This is a genomic window from Paenibacillus sp. FSL R10-2199, from assembly GCF_038000235.1.
Taxonomy (GTDB): Bacteria; Bacillota; Bacilli; order Paenibacillales; family Paenibacillaceae; genus Paenibacillus_AQ; species Paenibacillus_AQ phytohabitans.
The window spans coordinates 3,276,986-3,293,923 of the sequence record NZ_JBBOBO010000001.1; the positions used below are offsets into that span (position 1 = coordinate 3,276,986).

Below are 16,938 nucleotides of genomic sequence, written 5' to 3' on the forward strand. Positions count from 1 at the left end.
TTAAATCCGCTGTTGCAAAAATGCAATTTACGCAATATCGGAAAAATATTTTATTTTTTCTGGATAGGTACCCATATCTTAATGTAGCTTCTGCATCCATTTGTATTATCCGCCGGTTAGGAAAGGCCGCCTCCGCGTTGTTGTCACTAACGGCGAGACTATGGGGGATGAAATAGTGTGGTTATTTTGCGACTCATACCTCTAGACCGGGTGGGGGATATTCAGCCGTGTATTTCAGCTGTTTGTTCAGGCCTGCTAATCAGGCATTGCAGACAAAACGTGCTTGAAGGGGATGCGTTCAACAGTGCCAGTCGCAAAAAAACAACAGAAAAAAACCTTGAATTAAAGCCATTTTGGGCCGGTTGACCGGTCCTTTTTTCTGTAATACGATGACATTGCGAAATATTTCACAATACTTTCGAAGCGTATCAATCAAGCGTTTTATTTTTTTAATCAGCGAAGTGAAATTATTCACATACAAGGGAGCAGATGAAATGACCAAAGTAATTTCAGCCGCCAAAGCAGCGGAACTCATCAAAGACGGAGATACAGTGGCAGCCAGCGGATTTGGATTATCCTGCTGGGCAGAAGAGATGGGGATAGCCATTGAGGACCGCTTCATGCAAACGGGGCTGCCGAGAAATCTGACGGTCATGCACGCCAGTGCAGTCGGCAACCGCCGCGACAAAGGGATGAGCCATTTAGGCCATGAAGGATTGATTAAACGCTGGATTGGCGGAATTGCCATTGCTTCCCCCGGGATGGCGAAGCTGATCGAAGAAGACAAATGTGAAGCGTACAATTTGCCCCAGGGTGTAATTACTCAGCTCTACCGGGAAATTGCCGCCAAGCGTCCGGGTGTGATTACCAAAGTAGGCATGGAGACGTTCGTTGATCCCCGGGTCGAAGGCGGCAAAATGTCCCCGTCCACGAAGGAAGACATTGTAAAGGTTATCGAGCTAGAGGGCGAGGAGTGGTTATTCTATAAATCCTTTCCTATTCATGTCGGCTTGATCCGCGGAACCGTGGCTGATGAGAATGGCAATCTGACGCTGGAAAAGGAAGGCCTGCATATGGAGGTTCTGCCTATCGCCCAGGCAGTCCGCAATTCGGGAGGCATCGTGATCGCCCAGGTAGAGACGGTTGCCAAGCGCGGCACCCTTAACCCTAAGGATGTTAAAGTTCCAGGGATTCTAGTAGATTATATTGTCGTGTCCAAGCCGGAGAATCATTACCAGACAGAGAACACCCAATATAATCCGGCATTCTCCGGTCATGTTAAGGTGCCTACCGAATCTATTGAATCGCTGCCGCTGGATGAACGCAAAATCATCTCCCGCCGCACGGCAATAGAGCTTCAGCCGAATGCGATCCTGAATCTTGGGGTTGGAATTCCGGTTAATGTTGCCAACATAGCAGAAGAGGAGGGAGTAAGTGACCAGCTGATTCTAACCACGGAGGCCGGTTCTATCGGGGGTGTTCCCGCAGGTCTGAAGGACTTCGGCCATGCCTATAACTCTGAGGCCATTGTAGATCATGACGCGCAGTTCGATTTCTATGATGGAGGCGGTATCGATTTATCTGTCCTTGGCCTCGCTCAAATGGATGAGTCCGGGAACGTAAATGTCAGCAAATTTGGTACCCGGGTAGCCGGATGCGGCGGATTCATTAATATCTCTCAGGCAGCCAAAAAGCTGGTATTCGCAGGTACATTCACCGCCGGTGGTCTGGAGATCAAGGTTGAAGACGGGAAATTGCACATCCTTCAAGAGGGAAAAGTGAAAAAGTTCATTAAGAAGGTGCAGCAGATCACGTTCAGCGGCTCCTATGCGGCAAAGGTAGAGCAACCGGTTGTATATGTTACGGAGCGTGCGGTATTTGAACTGCTGGATGGGAAAGTAACCTTAACTGAAATCGCACCAGGTGTTGACCTGCAGACGCATATTCTGGATCAGATGGACTTTGTACCGGTGATCTCGCCTGCGCTCAAGCAAATGGATCAAGCCATGTTCCACGAACACTGGGGGAAGCTGAAATCTATCATTGCCGAGAAAAACCGGGTCTTATTGGAAGTTTATTAATCTATCCGTGCTTCAATACACTATGAAAAGGGATGATCTCATGAATATTCAGTTAAACCGCTGGAGGATACTGATCGCATCGGCCATCATTAATATCTGTGTAGGTGCAATATACGCATTCAGTATTTTCGCCCTTCCATTAACCAAAGTGTTTGACGTCTCGATGCCTGATATTATGATGGCTTTTACGATCAATGCAGCAATCTCTCCAATTCCAATGATCCTGGGAGGGAAACTGGTCGATAAAGGGGGAGCGAGGAAGGCTATCTTTATCGGCGGAGCCATGTTCGGGATTGGCTTCATTCTGTCGGGACTCGCAACCGCACCTTGGATGCTGTATATCACTTACGGTGTTATTACCGGGATCGGCCAGGGGATTGTATATTCCTCTACCATTGGCAACAGTGTAAAGCTCTTTCCGGATAAAAGAGGCTTGGCTGCAGGAATTGTTACAGCGGGCTACGGCGGCGGAACTATCGTTATCGCACCTATAGCCAACGCGTTAATCAGCGGTCAGGGTGTGCAGCCGGCATTGATCATGCTCGGTGCCGTCTTCCTGGTAATTATTCTGAGTCTGGGTCTGCTCGTTAAACCTGCTCCGGCCGGTTATGCTCCTGAGGGCTGGGCGCCTCCGGCTGCCGGAGCTGCCAAGGGTGGCGTTAATGTACAATGGCACGAAATGATCAAGAAGCCGATATTCTATGTCATCGCCTGCCTGTTCCTAATCGGTGCCTTGTCAGGAATGATGGTAACCGCCAACGCATCTGTCATTGGACAGAAGATGTTTGGCCTCTCCGCAGCAGCCGCAGCACTATATGTAAGCCTGTACTCACTCAGTAACTGCATCGGCCGTGTATTCTGGGGCGCTGTATCCGACAAAATCGGCCGTGTAAAATGTCTGCTCATGATCTACCTGGTCATTGCGGCCATGATGCTGACTATAGCATTAACGACATCCATCGCCGGATTTGCGGTAGCCATTGCAGGCATTGGCTTGTGCTTCGGCGGAACCATGGGCATCTTCCCTTCGATTGTCGGCGAGAAATTCGGGATGAAATATTACGGTGTCAACTATGGTGTAACCTTTATCGGTTATTCAGGAGCGGCCTTCTTCGGACCGAGAATTGCCGGTAAGGTGGCAGCGGCCAATGACGGAATGTTCACGAATGCTTTTTACATCGCGCTGGTGATCTCTTTGGTTGGCTTTGCTCTAACCTTTGTGTACAAAGCAATGGATAAACAACAGCCGCCACAGCCTGAAGTTACCCAAGCCGCTTAAGAAACTGAGTTACATTAATGAATAACTGAGTTACATTAACGAACAATATAAATGGAGGTTAACACAATGTCGATTACACAATTATTAGGGATTAAATATCCGATTTTTCAGGGGGGGATGGCTCAAATCGCGGTTTCTCCTCTGGTAGGTGCTGTGTCCAATGCGGGAGGTCTGGGCATTATCGGTTCAGGCGGATTTACTGCGGACCGTCTTCGTGACGAGATTCGTAAGGTGAAGGCAAGCACCGATAAACCCTTCGCAGTAAATCTGATGCTGATGATGAACAATATCCCTGAGCTTATTGAGGTCATTATCGAAGAAGGCGTGAAGATTGTGACCACGGGTGCAGGCACGCCTGCTCCATACATGAAGACGCTCAAAGAACATGGCATTATCGTCATTCCGGTAGTTCCTTCAGTCAAAATCGCCAAGAAAATGGAAGATTTAGGTGTGGATGCAATTGTTGCAGAGGGAACCGAAGCAGGCGGACATGTGGGTGAAACCACGACGATGGCCCTTCTGCCTCAAGTCGCCAGTGCAGTGTCGATTCCGGTAATCGGAGCGGGCGGGATTGCGGATGGCCGTGGTATCGCGGCTGCATTTGCACTTGGAGCACAGGGCGTTCAGGTTGGAACCCGGTTCCTGGCTACCGTGGAATGTCCTACTCACGAGAACTTCAAACAAGCCGTCATTGCTGCTGATGATACGAGCACAACGGTGACTGGCCGCAGCCTGGGCGGTCCGGTAAGAAGCATCAAGAATAGTATGATTGCTGAATTCCTGAGACTTGAGAATGAGAAGGCTTCACGCGAAGAGCTGGAGAAATTAAGCCTGGGATCTTTGCGCCGGGCCGTATTTGAAGGAGATACAGATACGGGCTCCGTAATGGCTGGACAGATTTGCGGGATGGTGAATAAGATTACTACGGTTGAAGAGATGATTACCACCATGTTCGAAGAGGCGCAGGAAACCCTCGGGAAGCTGGGGCATTTACAGCTGGGACCATTATCAGTTGTAGGCGCATAATAAAGTGTCATATCATAAGCCAAGTGGTATCATTTACGTAATGATATCGTTTGGCTTTTTTTCTAAATAAGGATGTAAGCGTTACTATAATAGTATAGGACTGATAAATTTGACTAAAAGAAATAAAAAATCAGGTAAACGTACGATAGACGAAATTATGGAAGAGCTGCCGTCCACTTTATTTGTGACCGATCCACACGGAAATATATTAATTTCCAATGAATTTACCGCTTTAACCATCGGAGTTCAATTGGAGGAGCTGCTGAAGGCGAATGTCCAGGACTTGGTGAAGGCCGGCTATTATCCTCATTCGATTACGATGGAGGCCATTCAAAGTAAACAAAAGGTTTCGAAGAATGTCATCACCTCCAGAGGATTTCATATCTTCTCCACAGCGATTCCTATTCTGGATAAGGATGGGGAGGTGCAGCTGGTAGTCACCACTTCTAATGAATTCAAGCAGGAGCACGCCTATTATGAAGCAAATGTACCTGTAACCCAGCAGATCAACAAGCAATTGGGAGAAGCAGCAGCGGGAGAAGGCAAAGGGATTGTAGCTGAAAGCCTGGCCATGAAACAGATTATTAAAGTCTGCAACCAGATCGCGTCCTACGACAGTAAAGTGTTAATCTATGGTGAGTCCGGGACCGGTAAAGAGGTTATAGCGAAATATATTCATCTGAGAAGTGAAAAGTGGAAGGGGCCCTTCATTGCGATTAATTGCGCAGCCATAGCTCCGGCTCTATTCGAATATGAATTGTTTGGATACGAAAAAGGAGTCATGGAAGGACAGACGGAAGTGAAGGCGGGCATGATTGAAATTGCGAGTGGCGGGGTTCTTTTTCTGGATGAGATAGCGGATTTGCCGCTTGAGATGCAAGCCAAGCTATTGCGGGTTCTGGAGAATAATGAAGTAAGACGCGTCGGCGGCATCGTGAATATACCGGTCCATTGCCGTGTGATCTCAGCTACGAACCGGGATTTGTGGAGTATGGTGAAGAAAGGGTTATTCCGGGAAGATCTGTATTACCGGATTAATGTGATCCCGATTCATATTCCTCCGCTCCGTAACCGCAAGCTGGACCTTGTAGGACTAATCTCCAGTTATATCGCCAGCTTCAATCACATGTACGGGAAGAAATATGTCTTAAGTGCGGAAGAGTTTGAGAAGATGCTGAGTCAGCCCTGGCATGGGAATGCAAGAGAGCTGAGGAATTATATCGAACGGCTTGTGGTTACCGAATACATGGGAGTTAGCCAGGAGGAAGAGGATCAGGTGGCAGACTGGTTTGCAATTGACCACTTCATAGCCAAGAACAAACATCACCTGTCTGCGCTGAAAGACTTCACTGCAGTAGCAGAGGGACGTTATATTGTAAAAGTGCTGAAGGATTGTTATGGAAACGGTACAGAAGCGGCCAAAAAATTAAGTGTGGACCGGTCGGTTATTTACAGAAAGCTGAAGAAAATGGAAGAAGTGCTGCGGAATTAAGTAGTCAAGAATGGCAAGACGGTAATTGAGGAGGGCTTCGGCTACGCAGTTTTGCTGCTTTATTTATAATCTCGTATGATCTTGAGCTTGGTGAAAGCAAATAAGGCGAACAGGAACAGCAGCAGACCAATGGAACCCATGACCGGACCCGGACTGAAATAATCCGAGAGGTAGGAGACAAGCGTTAGACCGATCGACGGAGCGACACTCATAATCGACCCAAGTACTCCGAAGACCCGGCCCTGAATCTCTTCCGATATTTCCAGCCTGAGGATGATATTGATCAGCAGCGTGCAGAACGAGAACATGAATCCAATCAGCAGAACGACAGGAATGGCTGTGGCCGCAGAAGTGATGAAGGATAACAGGATGTACATCGGGCCCAGGCAGAACAGACCGCTCATAATAAATAATCCTCTCCGTCTGATTCTGGAGCCCAGGATCATAATCAGGCCTGAGCCGATCATATAGCCGAGCGGGATACAAGCTTCCATGAGTCCGAACTGGAACGGGCTTGCCTTCCAGACGTTGACGGCCATAACCTGGGTCAGCATCAGCGAGGGCATGAAGAATAGAGTGAGCGTCGGAAGCATAATGATGACGGCCTTGGCAAAAGGGAATTTCCAGATATACCTTATGCCTTCCCCAAGGTCCTGAATAAAATTCCTCTTCTGCCCGGGCTCAGCATTCACGCGTGTCGGCACGGGAAGGGAACGGACCGCAAGAACCAGCAGGAAGGAGACTACAAACGTGACTCCATCGAATAAAATGGCATCCGCCGCACCAAAGCCCGCTACAAAGATTCCGCCCATGGAAAAGCCGACTGTCCGGCAAATATTCTCTGACAGGTTAAGCATGCCTACGGCTTGCTGGACATGCTCTTTGCCGACCACGGTGATAATGGAGGCCTGGTAGGCGGGGGACTGGAAAAGGGCAGATGCAGTGGTCAATGCAGTAAGCAGGGCCACGATAATGAAGGAAGCGGAAGGGAGAGAGATGACCAGGGCGAGTGATACTACCAGTATGCAGCTGATCAGATCCGTGACCAGCATGATGGTTCTGCGGTTGGTCCGATCCGCAAACGTTCCTCCTATTGATCCGAGCAGCGAGCTAAGCAACAGATTAATGATCGTCAGTACAGCCACCAGTTTGGCACTGCCGGTGGTCTGAAGCACCCAGAGACTGAGAGCGATACTGTGAAAGGTGTTGCCGAACAGGGAAATGGAAAAGGAGCAGAGCAGCAGCATGAATTTTTTGTTGGCCCACAGTTTTGGATAGGAGTGTACCGCAGGGGCAGCCTGGCTGGCTATAACGGGTTCTGGCATAGTTACTCTCCTTTCAGCTTAAACGCTTAAGTTAACCCTCAAAAAAAATTAGTCGACATAATAACAGTTATTCACCTGCTCAGAGTAGTCCGAATGGTGCAACAGCTCTTGCATGAGTTCATAGGCAACCTCCGCTTTGTCTCCTTGAAAAAGAATCTTCTTCACATGCTCACCCAGCATTTCCGGGGAATTACATGTGCAGATTACCGTAAGATGCTCGAACTTTCCAGACTTCTCCACGTAGCTGCCAATGAATTCATTGATCACAATTGCCTGCTTGAAGCGGTGATGCTCCATTGCCGGAAGCAAATCCTGAAGTTCACGGATCTCAAAGACAGCATCATCAGCCAGAGGAACACTGCTGCGGATATAGCGGGTGAGGAGCGAATTATTGAAGCCCTCCATAATCAAGCAGACCTGCGACAGATCTTCGGGAAGTGCTTTTTCAAGCGCTGATCGGTAATTAAACACCACCTGCTTGAACAGCTTATCCTCTATCATGCTGTCGATCAGAATCAGGGGGATGCCCTCGACAAAGTGTCTGGAGATCGAGTAGAAGGAATGGTCTTGTGCATCAATGAGAAACACGGCTTCCAGCTTGCGTTCAACGATAATATCCAGCGAAGGGGTGTCGGTATCCAGAGAATAGAGGAGCGTATGATAACCGGCCGCTGTAAGCCGCTGCTCCAAAGCATGAATGAAGGCGAGCTGGGCATGCAGCTTCCAGTAGGGCAATGACTTGGATTTGTGGACCAATACACCTATCAGACCGGTTTTTTGGTTTGCCAGTGAGCGGGCTGCTAAGTTTGGAATATAGCGGAGCTCTTTAGCCAGTTCCATAATCTGGCGGCGCGTCTTCTCAGGAATGGTCTGATTATCCACACGATTCAGCACATAGCTTACGGTGGCAACGGATACGTTAGCACGGATGGCGATGTCCTTCATAGTCGTTTTTTTCAACGCACCAATCTCCTGTCTGTTGATTTCCTAAAGATTAACATTAGCTGGATCAGTCGTCAATCCTGGATGTGATGTGTCATAATAAACCTTTTATTTCTTGTTGTTGATATAATATGTAAAATATTGTAGTATCAGCTTAATCGGTTAAGTCACCGGTTGTTGTCTATTCTTTACTCTATTATGGGAGGCGGTTATGCATGGACAATGTAGTGTTGTATCCCTTCAATAAGATTACGCAAGGGATCATCAGGTTCAGGGATCTAACGGATTTTACAGTAAGGGCGGTTGTTGATTTTGTCCTGCATAAGGGCAAAGATGCAGCAGAGCTGGTGGAAGGGCGTGCGGCGGGCATTCCGGTCACGGACAATTTTGAAGAGGTATTTGGCTTAGCGGATACTCTTATTCTGAATGATCCAGGAACCTCCTTCGGAAATAACGAGGGTGTGTATGGCGAGCATAAGCTCAGCCAGCTGTGGAGAATGCTGGTTGTCTCTGCCCATGAGCACAAGCTGCGGATCATCAGTGTGCACGAAATTATTGACCGTCCGACCCTGGAATGGCTGCTCGAGAATGGAATCACGATTGAAATTCTACCGCAAATCCCCGCAAGTCTGCAGCGCCGGCTTCATACAGAATATGTTTTTCCTTCCCCTGGAGATGAAATAGCCACTTATTTATCTTATTTTGATATGGACGCACAAATAACCGCTTATAACCGCAATATATGCAAGGTAGGGATATTCGCAACAAGAGGATGCCTCGGGAAATTTACTGCCCAAATGTCATTATTCCGGGCGCTTAAGCAGGCAGGAGAGAAGGTTCAGGCGATTATAACCGAGCCTACAGCCGCACTCTTCAATCAACCGGGCGGCGATATAATGAAATTTATTGCCAATAAGCCGCTGAGCCAATATCCGTACTACATTCACGCGGCTGTCCGGGAAGCAGAGAGCGAAGGCTGTGATTATGTCCTGCTGTCAGGTCAAGGCTCCTTGCTTCCGAATGAGAATTTCGTGATTGCAGCGACCAAGGTCTCCTATTTGCGCGCTTTACAGCCCGATTTGACGATCCTGATCGCAGGCTACGATGATGATGAGCAGATTAGAGACAGCCTCGATATTCTTCGCGTTTACGGCAATGGCAGCCGGCCGTTTGCCATTCTGATTCCGGATAAATACGAAGTTGATTTCGGAGAATACATCTCGAAGACCCCGGAAGAAATAGAACAGCGCAAGGAAGAGATCCGCAGCCGGTTTGCAGCCGAGAATGTTGAATCGGTGCTGGACATTGGCAGATTGGCTGCCAAGCTGGCTGGCTATAAGCGGACTGTCAAATTATGATCCGGGCGGAGGCGGTGAATATGGAAAGGGTTGTCCTGTATCCCTTCAATAAAATCACGCAGGGTCTGCTTCGCTTTCGTGACCTGTTGAGTGTGGAGATTGTGTCGGTAATCGACTTCGTGCAGGAAGACGGACAAGATGCCGGAGAGCAGGTGGACGGGAAGCATTCGGGAATTCTTATTCATTCGTCTATGGAAGCTGGTCTGAAGGATGCGGACACTCTGATTCTCAATGATCCCGGCACTACTTTTGGGGGTAACAAAGGTGTATTCGCTGAACACGATCTGGCGGAATTATGGCGAAAATTGGTCTTGTATGCTTCAGCCCGGGGCTTAAGGGTAGTCAGTGTTCATGAAATTTATGACAGGGATACCCTGAACTGGATGGCAGAGCAGCAATTAAAAATCGACGTGGTTCACAGTCCTCAGGAGAAGCTTTTTCAGGAGATGGATGAGCGTTACAGCACGGGCGGAACAGATATTGAGTGCTATCTGGGACAGTTCGAGAAGGAAGCCTTGATGTTTGCCCGCCCCAGAACGATTAAGAGAGTTGGTGTTTTTGCTACGCGGGGGTGCATTGGCAAGTTTACCGTGCAGATGAATCTCTATCGGCAGTTCGGAGCGCTGGGCATTCCGGCTACAGCCTTTATCACAGAGCCAACCGGATTCCTGTTCGGGCAGCCTGAAGGGGATATCTTCAAATTCCTGGCGCACCGTCCGTTGGAGCAGTACCCGTATTATATCGATACTGTTATTCATCAAGCCCAGCAGAGCGGCAGCGATTGGATCGTTATGGCGGGGCAAAGCTCCATTCTTCCCACAATGAATATTGCTTTCAATTCTCTGCGATACGCGATGCTGCGGACATTTGATCCGGAATATGTTCTGCTGATTGCCGGTTATGATGATGACAGCGCTATACTTGATGCGATTGAAATCTTAAGAATCTACTCCAAGCGGCCGATTGCCCTGCTGCTGCCGGATAAGCTTGAAACCTCTTATGGGCATTATGAAATCTATCCCCTTGAACAACGATTGGCCCGCAAGCTTGAACTGGAACAGAAATTTCATATTCAGGTCCTCTTTACCGAACAAGCAGAAGCAGCGGTGAATCTTCTCTTGGAGGAAGCGAATGCTATTCCGGCCGCTTCTGGTAAGTAAACATGCTGAATCCGGGCGAATGCATCTATCAGATTGTCACCGACCGGTTCTGCGAAGGCAACCCTGCCAGCCGGCCGCGAGCGGAGCTCTTCAGCTCTGGCGCAGGCAATCTGCGAAAATATCTCGGCGGCGACTGGACAGGAATTATTGCCAGGATACAGGACGGATATCTTACCGGTATGGGGGTCAGCGCGATCCTGATTTCCCAGCCGGCAGAGAACATTCATGTGTGCACGGACGATGAAGAAGGCACGGCTTCTTATCATGGCTATTGGCCCAGAGACTTCCTGAGGCCCAATCCTTATTTCGGTTCTATGGATACATTCAGAGCCCTGCTGAGCACAGCGCATGAGCACGGACTTAAGGTAATCATTGATTTTACTCCGAATCATACGTCCCCGGCACTGGAGCTGCGGCCGGATTATATGGAGAATGGCGCAATATACCGCGCGGGCCAGCTGGTAGCTACGTATTCGGGAGACCTGGAGCGTGTATTTCTGCATAATGGCGGCACTGCTTTTCGGGATGCCGAAGATTCGCAGTACCGGAATTTGTATGACCTGGCCGGATTGGATCAGATGAACCCGCAAGTGGATGAGCTTTTGCGGGAAGGGATTGCCTTCTGGCTAGATCTGGGGGTGGACGGTGTGAGGATCGATGCGGCCAAACATATTCCCCCAGGCTGGTTAACCGCCTTGAGCGGCTTCATCCATGCCAGGAAACCGGCTTATGTGTTCGGGGAGTGGTTTCTTGAAGCACATGGCTGCACACAGGACAATGCTGCTTTTGCCAATGGGACCGGAATGAGTCTGCTGCATTTTATGTTCACCCATGCGATCCGCGAGGCCTTTCATGGGCCGCAGGGCTTCGGTGCTTTTGCCGAAATGCTATGTGAATCCTCCGGCAGCTATAAGCATATGCATGACCAGCTTATTTTTCTGGATAATCATGATATGAGCCGGTTCACCCGGAATTCTGACCATTGGCTTACAGATTTGGCGCTTGTGCTGCTGTTGACTTCTGCAGGCCTGCCTGTGGTGTACTATGGAACCGAGCAGTACATGAGCGGCGGGGATGATCCCGGCAATCGTGCCATGATGAGCTCCTTCAGCAGGGAGACTACGGCCTACCGGTTAGTGGCTCAGCTTAATCGTTTAAGAGCATGTAATCTTGCGATTGGTTACGGTAATACGAAGCTGCTGTATGTGAATTCGGGGGTGCTCGTATTCGAGCGCAGCTGCAAGAAGGATGTTGCACTTATTCTAATTAATCAGGGTGAAAGCGGACATACACTGCCTCCGCTGGTTACTTCTCTGCCGCAAGGCGCATACTCCAGCCTGCTTAAGGACATTTATCCAGACCGTCAGGCAGTTGCCGGAGCCGAAGGGGACATACAAAATGTAATACTGGCACCTCAGTCTGCTTATATCTATGTTCATGAGTCAGATCTGGAGGAGCCGGCCGCCTTACACTTCTATCCCAAAGCAGCGGCGCCGCGAAGTGAGCTTATTATCCGGGGCAGACATTTAGGTAACAACGGCCGTCTGATGGTTGGTGGTTATGAGGCTGATGTAATCTCATGGCAATCGGAGAAGATCGTAGCCAGGATTCCGGCGGTCCCGGCGGGAACACATTCTGTACAAGGTCTGACAGGCGGGGAGAGCGAGTTCCAGCTGGCGGAAGAACTGACGGTGTGGACAGGAACGCTGGTCACGGTAAGGCTGGTAGTCAAGAATCTGTATACCGAATATGATACTAGGGTCTATGTGACGGGGAACGTGTATGAGCTTGGAGAATGGAAAGCAGAGAGGGCCGCAGGGCCGTTTTACAATCATATCGTCTACCGGTATCCAACCTGGTATTGCGATATCAGTCTGCCCGCAGACTGCCGGATCGAGTTCAATTTTCTGCTAAGGGGTGACTCTGGTATTGTGCGCTTGGAGCAAGGGGAGGCTCATTACATCCATACGCCTGCGGAGGGTGTATCGGAAATGATCGTGGAGTGGCAGGGATGTCACCAGGAAGCTAATCCGTTGTCCGAAGGAGATGCTGCATATGGATGAGAGATTGCAGTTTGACGGGACGCGTCTGATCTTTCGAACGGTGCTGGACGAAGAGACAAGGCGGCTGATTGCCTGGCATTTCAAAAGTGGCTGGCTTGAGCTGCAGCAGGCTGTCCGGCTAACCACGCTCTCTTCCGATAACAAATTTGCCCAGTTCCTTTTCCCTGTGTACAAGCCGCTCGGGCAAACGCTGGAGATGCGGATTCCGAGGCCGCAAGAACGTTACTATTATGCAGATTTAGGGATTATTAAAAAAGTGCAAACGTTTGTACCAATTTTAAGATCTAATGTGTTATTTGTTTGTGATGACGGCAGCCTCGAATATTCCGACTGGCTTTCCTTCCAAAGAGACCATTCTTCACCTCCGCTGCTGGAGCAAAATACATGGTGGGAATTCTTCACAGGATATTCACTTTCTACACATTGAGAGATTAGGAGGGGACAACCTATGAAGTCTAGCGCATCTGTCTTAATCCTGTCCTGGGAGTATCCGCCTGTGGTGATCGGAGGGATGGCCCCGCATGTCTATGAATTGTCCAGGCATTTGGCAAGCGGGCAGACCGAAGTTCATGTAATCACCAACAGCGCCCCCGGGCGGCCCGTTCTGGAAGTGGAGAACGGCGTATACGTGCACCGTGTGAATTCTTATGAGAATTTGACCGATTTCGAGGATTGGGTGCTTCAGTTCAATCTGGCGATTGTAGATTACGTTGTATCCCGGCTAATCGGGAACGTAAGACTCGATCTTATTCACGCGCATGATTGGCTGGTCGGCTACGCAGCCCTTCTTCTCCGTCAACGGCTGTCGTTACCGCTTGTTACAACAATCCATGCTACAGAATTTGGGAGGAACCAGGGAGTATTCACGCCTCAGCAGCACACGATTCATGCCATTGAGAATGAACTGGTCTCTACATCGGACAGGGTTATTGTATGCAGCCTGCATATGCAGCGGGAGGTCTGTACTGTGCATGGTCTTGAGGAGTCAAGGACGGAGATTATTCCGAACGGCATTGATCTCCGTTCACTGGAGCTGATTCCCGCACATCCCTTCAGAAGAGAGCAGTATGCGCGCAATGGCGGAGAGATTATCTTGTTCATTGGAAGACTAGTGAAGGAAAAAGGGGTACAGGTGCTGCTGCAAAGCATGCATGAGGTAGTGCGGGAATTCCCGCAATGCACCTGTATTATCGCAGGCCGGGGACCGATGTTCGCCGAGCTTGAAGCCAGTGCGGCTGAGCTGGGTACAAGCATACACTTCACCGGCTTCGTGGACAGCCTGGAGAAAAGCTATCTGTTCCAGATTGCCGATGTCTGTGTATTTCCCAGCTTATATGAGCCCTTCGGCATTGTGGCACTGGAAGCGATGGGGAGCGGTACACCGGTAATTGTGTCTGAAGAAGGGGGATTGGCCGAGATTGTTGAGCATGGGCGGACTGGACTCACCAGCATATCCGGAGATTCTGACATGCTTGCGGGCCGGATTCGACAGTTGCTCCGTGAGCCGGATGAGGGGAGCCTGCTTGCAGAAGCAGCGCGGCGGGAGGTGCTGCTGCGGTATGACTGGAACCCCATTGCTGACAGAACCAGGGAAGTCTATTCCGCGCTGAGCGGCGTGAGATTATGAGGAAGGGAAGATGCCGGTATGACATCTTTTATAACACTCAAGGAAGAGATTCTAGATCTATCGTTATGCGCCTCTTGCGGATTGTGCGCTGCAGTGTGTCCCCAAGGTCTGCTTGCGATGAACGGAGATTCCATCTCGCTCCCGGTCTTTCAGGGTCTGGAGAGCCAGGCGGCCGACACCTGCGGAAGCTGCAATCTCTGCTCGGAGGTGTGCCCGGGCTATGATACAGGCGTTATGGAATCTGAGCGGCGCATTTTCGGCCGCAACCGTTCAGAGCTTGAACGCTGGACCGGCATCTACTTGTCTACCTGTCAATTGTCAGCGGCAGACCCGGAGATTCTCGGCCGGGCGGCAGCCGGCGGGGCGGGGACGATCCTGGCGGTTACCGCGCTGGAAGAGAAGCTTGCTGACGCGGTGATTGTTGTGGGAAGAGATAAGGAGCGTCCCTGGGTGCCGAAGGCCTACCTTGCCGATTCAGTGGACAAGATTATCGAGTGTGCCCAGACCAGCTACTGCATCACTCCCAATCTGGATCTGCTGCAGGATCGCAGATATGACAAGATCGGCATTATAGGCGTACCTTGCCAGATTCAAGGCATCCATAAGCTGCTAAATCTGCCGGAACACTCGCCGTCCACTGTACTGGCAGACAAAGTGGCGTTCACGATTGAGCTGGGATGCGCGTCCAACACTTCATTGGGCGGTACCGAGCATCTGATTACGGAAATCTTGGGGATCGACTTGGCTGACGTAGTTTTGATGAAGTACCGGGAAGGAGAATATCCGGGGCAGTTCATGGTTAGAACCCGGCAGGGGCAGGAGCATTATCTGCCCTTTTACCGGCTGGTGGAGGAATTCAAAAAGTTTAAAACCTTTCGCTGTCTTGCTTGTCCGGATTGGTGGTCAGGCCTTGCTGATATTTCGATTTCGGATGGAGATCCCAATATTTTTGATTCCAGCAGAGAAGGGATATCTGCCAAAGCCTCATCCACGGTAATGGTGCGAACGAAGACAGGTGCTGACCTGCTTGAGCTTGCGGTGCGCCGGAACGCGGTCAAGCTGTTCGATTACACCTTTGAGAATAACCTTGGACTGGAGCGGAAACGGCAGCGGTACCGCAGCTATGCAGCAATGGGCGACCGGAGGATTCCGCTGGCTCCCGGAAGAGATATGGATTACTCGCAAATACTCTCCGATGACGAGGTGATCAGAATTGGAATTGGTACGAAGCAGGGCCGGGCTACCGGCCAAATGTGATTTGCGGATTAAGGCGAAGCGGGAGTTGTGTTCCTTCAAATTCGATTCGGTTCCCGGAGACAAATCAATTTCCCAGCGGGCCATTGTTCTGAACGCTATCGCCGAAGGCCAAGGCACGGTGTACAATGTGCTGCGTTCCCGTGACATTGAGAGCTGTATCGCGATTCTCCGCCAATTAGGTGTAACGTTTGCATGGAATGGGGATGACCTGTCAGTGAATGGAAGAGGGCTCCGGGGCTTACAGGCACCGGCGGGCAGACTTGAGGTCGGGAATACGGCCACCTCAGCCCGGTTGATGTTGTCTGTCCTGGCAGGACAGTCCTTTGCTGCGGAACTCGGAGGGAACCCACTGCTCTCGGCAAGACCGATGGACTGGGTTGTTCAGCCGCTTACAGACATGGGGGCTGTGATTGAATATCTTGGGGTGAAAGGCTGTCTGCCTCTGCGGATTCAGGGGGCATCACCATTGTCCCCCATAGAAATGGAAGCCACCGTATTCAGTGCACAGGAAAAGTCCGCCCTGCTGTTCGCGGGATTATATGCGGACGGAATCACATGTTATCGGCAAAACTGTCAAAGCCGGGATCACACCGAACGCCTGATGCAGTATTTCGGCATAGATATTCGTTCTGATCATGATGTTACTTTCCTGAAGGGAGGAAGTGCCTTTTCCGCCAGGGATGTAATGGTTCCGGGGGATCTGTCCTCAGCGGCTTTTCTGCTGGCTGCATATGCTATCCGGGGAATGGGGCGCAAGGGCAGCTTGTTGATTAAGCGGGTAGGTGTTAATCCAACCCGGAGCGGATTCATCCGTCTGCTCACAGAGATGGGGCTTCCTTTGACGCTGCAAGCGGAAGAGGAACTGATATCCGGGGAGCCAATCGCAGATATCTATTGCACCCCGGGAACCCGGTTGTCCCCTGTCTGTGCTGAAGGCAACGGGCGAATACAGAGCTTGATAGACGAGGTTCCTCTGCTCGCTGCGGTATCGGTATTCGCAGAAGGGGATTCTGTGATTAGGAACTGCCGGGAATTGAGAGACAAGGATACGAACCGGATTCAGACCACTGCAGGGGTGCTAAGAGCCTTTGGCGTGGAAACTACCTGCAGTGAGGATGAAATGGTCATTCATGGCGGCCAGCGTCTATCGCCTGCCATTGTTGACAGCTGTGGCGATCACCGGATCGCCATGACCGCCGCTGTATTGGCCAGCAGCCTGGAGGAGCCTTCGATCATCCGTAACTGCGGCTGTATCAATATTTCGTATCCAGGCTTCGTAGAGGATCTCTCACAGTTTGCGCATATTGATATTTTGCGTCCGGATTGAT

The 16,938-nt window shown here is 50.2% G+C and carries 13 protein-coding genes; 11 read left to right on the forward strand and 2 right to left on the reverse strand.

Annotated elements, in window-relative coordinates; genetic code table 11:
- Positions 1-494 precede the first annotated feature (494 nt).
- The 4 genes from NYE33_RS14220 (at position 495) to NYE33_RS14235 (ending at position 5,878) form a co-directional block, all read left to right on the forward strand.
- Positions 495-2,081, forward strand: a complete 1,587-nt coding sequence (locus NYE33_RS14220; RefSeq protein ID WP_340943523.1) for an acyl CoA:acetate/3-ketoacid CoA transferase — start codon at positions 495-497, stop codon at positions 2,079-2,081.
- A gap of 40 nt (positions 2,082-2,121) precedes the next feature.
- Entirely contained in the window at positions 2,122-3,360 is a 1,239-nt protein-coding gene (locus NYE33_RS14225) for an L-lactate MFS transporter (RefSeq protein WP_341066202.1), read from the forward strand.
- A gap of 66 nt (positions 3,361-3,426) precedes the next feature.
- Positions 3,427-4,386 (forward strand): DUF561 domain-containing protein, encoded by a 960-nt coding sequence (locus NYE33_RS14230; protein ID WP_341066205.1) that lies wholly within the window; start codon positions 3,427-3,429, stop codon positions 4,384-4,386.
- Positions 4,387-4,543: 157 nt separating this feature from the next.
- Positions 4,544-5,878, forward strand: coding sequence for a sigma-54 interaction domain-containing protein (locus NYE33_RS14235; protein WP_341068663.1), 1,335 nt, complete (start codon positions 4,544-4,546; stop codon positions 5,876-5,878).
- Between the two features lie 59 nt (positions 5,879-5,937).
- Here the strand turns inward: NYE33_RS14235 and NYE33_RS14240 are convergent, their stop codons facing one another.
- Together NYE33_RS14240 and NYE33_RS14245 are read right to left on the reverse strand one after the other, a co-directional pair.
- Positions 5,938-7,203: an MFS transporter gene (locus NYE33_RS14240; RefSeq protein WP_341066206.1), complete on the reverse strand. Its 1,266-nt coding sequence runs from the start codon at positions 7,201-7,203 to the stop codon at positions 5,938-5,940.
- Between the two features lie 48 nt (positions 7,204-7,251).
- Positions 7,252-8,163, reverse strand: a complete 912-nt coding sequence (locus NYE33_RS14245) for a LacI family DNA-binding transcriptional regulator (protein WP_341066208.1) — start codon at positions 8,161-8,163, stop codon at positions 7,252-7,254.
- Between the two features lie 197 nt (positions 8,164-8,360).
- Here NYE33_RS14245 and NYE33_RS14250 point away from each other — a divergent pair, with 197 nt between their 5' ends.
- The 7 genes from NYE33_RS14250 to aroA are packed head-to-tail and all read left to right on the forward strand — an operon-like array spanning position 8,361 to position 16,937.
- Positions 8,361-9,503, forward strand: a complete 1,143-nt coding sequence (locus NYE33_RS14250; protein WP_340943531.1) for a DUF1611 domain-containing protein — start codon at positions 8,361-8,363, stop codon at positions 9,501-9,503.
- 20 nt (positions 9,504-9,523) lie between these two features.
- The gene (locus tag NYE33_RS14255) at positions 9,524-10,663 is read left to right on the forward strand and encodes a DUF1611 domain-containing protein (protein ID WP_341066211.1); all 1,140 of its coding nucleotides are present in this window, start codon (positions 9,524-9,526) and stop codon (positions 10,661-10,663) included.
- 2 nt (positions 10,664-10,665) lie between these two features.
- Positions 10,666-12,726, forward strand: coding sequence for an alpha-amylase family glycosyl hydrolase (locus tag NYE33_RS14260; RefSeq protein ID WP_341066214.1), 2,061 nt, complete (start codon positions 10,666-10,668; stop codon positions 12,724-12,726).
- Complete coding sequence (locus NYE33_RS14265) at positions 12,719-13,153, forward strand: hypothetical protein (protein WP_341066216.1); 435 nt, start codon at positions 12,719-12,721, stop codon at positions 13,151-13,153. The genes NYE33_RS14260 and NYE33_RS14265 overlap by 8 nt, the downstream gene beginning before the upstream one ends.
- A gap of 21 nt (positions 13,154-13,174) precedes the next feature.
- Positions 13,175-14,353 carry a glycosyltransferase family 4 protein gene (locus tag NYE33_RS14270; RefSeq protein ID WP_341066218.1) on the forward strand — a complete coding sequence of 393 codons (1,179 nt, stop codon included), beginning with the start codon at positions 13,175-13,177 and terminating at the stop codon, positions 14,351-14,353.
- Positions 14,354-14,371: 18 nt separating this feature from the next.
- Entirely contained in the window at positions 14,372-15,610 is a 1,239-nt protein-coding gene (locus NYE33_RS14275; protein ID WP_340943541.1) for a Coenzyme F420 hydrogenase/dehydrogenase, beta subunit C-terminal domain, read from the forward strand.
- Complete coding sequence (aroA, locus tag NYE33_RS14280) at positions 15,567-16,937, forward strand: 3-phosphoshikimate 1-carboxyvinyltransferase (RefSeq protein WP_341066220.1); 1,371 nt, start codon at positions 15,567-15,569, stop codon at positions 16,935-16,937. The genes NYE33_RS14275 and aroA overlap by 44 nt, the downstream gene beginning before the upstream one ends.
- The last annotated feature ends 1 nt before the right edge of the window (position 16,938 follow it).

Coding starts and splice junctions, on each gene's coding strand:
- NYE33_RS14220 (WP_340943523.1), top strand. CDS start 495: ATGACCAAAGTAATTTCAGCCGCCAAAGCAGCGGAACTCATCAAAGAC.
- NYE33_RS14225 (WP_341066202.1), top strand. CDS start 2,122: ATGAATATTCAGTTAAACCGCTGGAGGATACTGATCGCATCGGCCATC.
- NYE33_RS14230 (WP_341066205.1), top strand. CDS start 3,427: ATGTCGATTACACAATTATTAGGGATTAAATATCCGATTTTTCAGGGG.
- NYE33_RS14235 (WP_341068663.1), top strand. CDS start 4,544: ATGGAAGAGCTGCCGTCCACTTTATTTGTGACCGATCCACACGGAAAT.
- NYE33_RS14240 (WP_341066206.1), bottom strand. CDS start 7,203: ATGCCAGAACCCGTTATAGCCAGCCAGGCTGCCCCTGCGGTACACTCC.
- NYE33_RS14250 (WP_340943531.1), top strand. CDS start 8,361: ATGGACAATGTAGTGTTGTATCCCTTCAATAAGATTACGCAAGGGATC.
- NYE33_RS14255 (WP_341066211.1), top strand. CDS start 9,524: ATGGAAAGGGTTGTCCTGTATCCCTTCAATAAAATCACGCAGGGTCTG.
- NYE33_RS14260 (WP_341066214.1), top strand. CDS start 10,666: ATGCTGAATCCGGGCGAATGCATCTATCAGATTGTCACCGACCGGTTC.
- NYE33_RS14265 (WP_341066216.1), top strand. CDS start 12,719: ATGGATGAGAGATTGCAGTTTGACGGGACGCGTCTGATCTTTCGAACG.
- NYE33_RS14270 (WP_341066218.1), top strand. CDS start 13,175: ATGAAGTCTAGCGCATCTGTCTTAATCCTGTCCTGGGAGTATCCGCCT.
- NYE33_RS14275 (WP_340943541.1), top strand. CDS start 14,372: ATGACATCTTTTATAACACTCAAGGAAGAGATTCTAGATCTATCGTTA.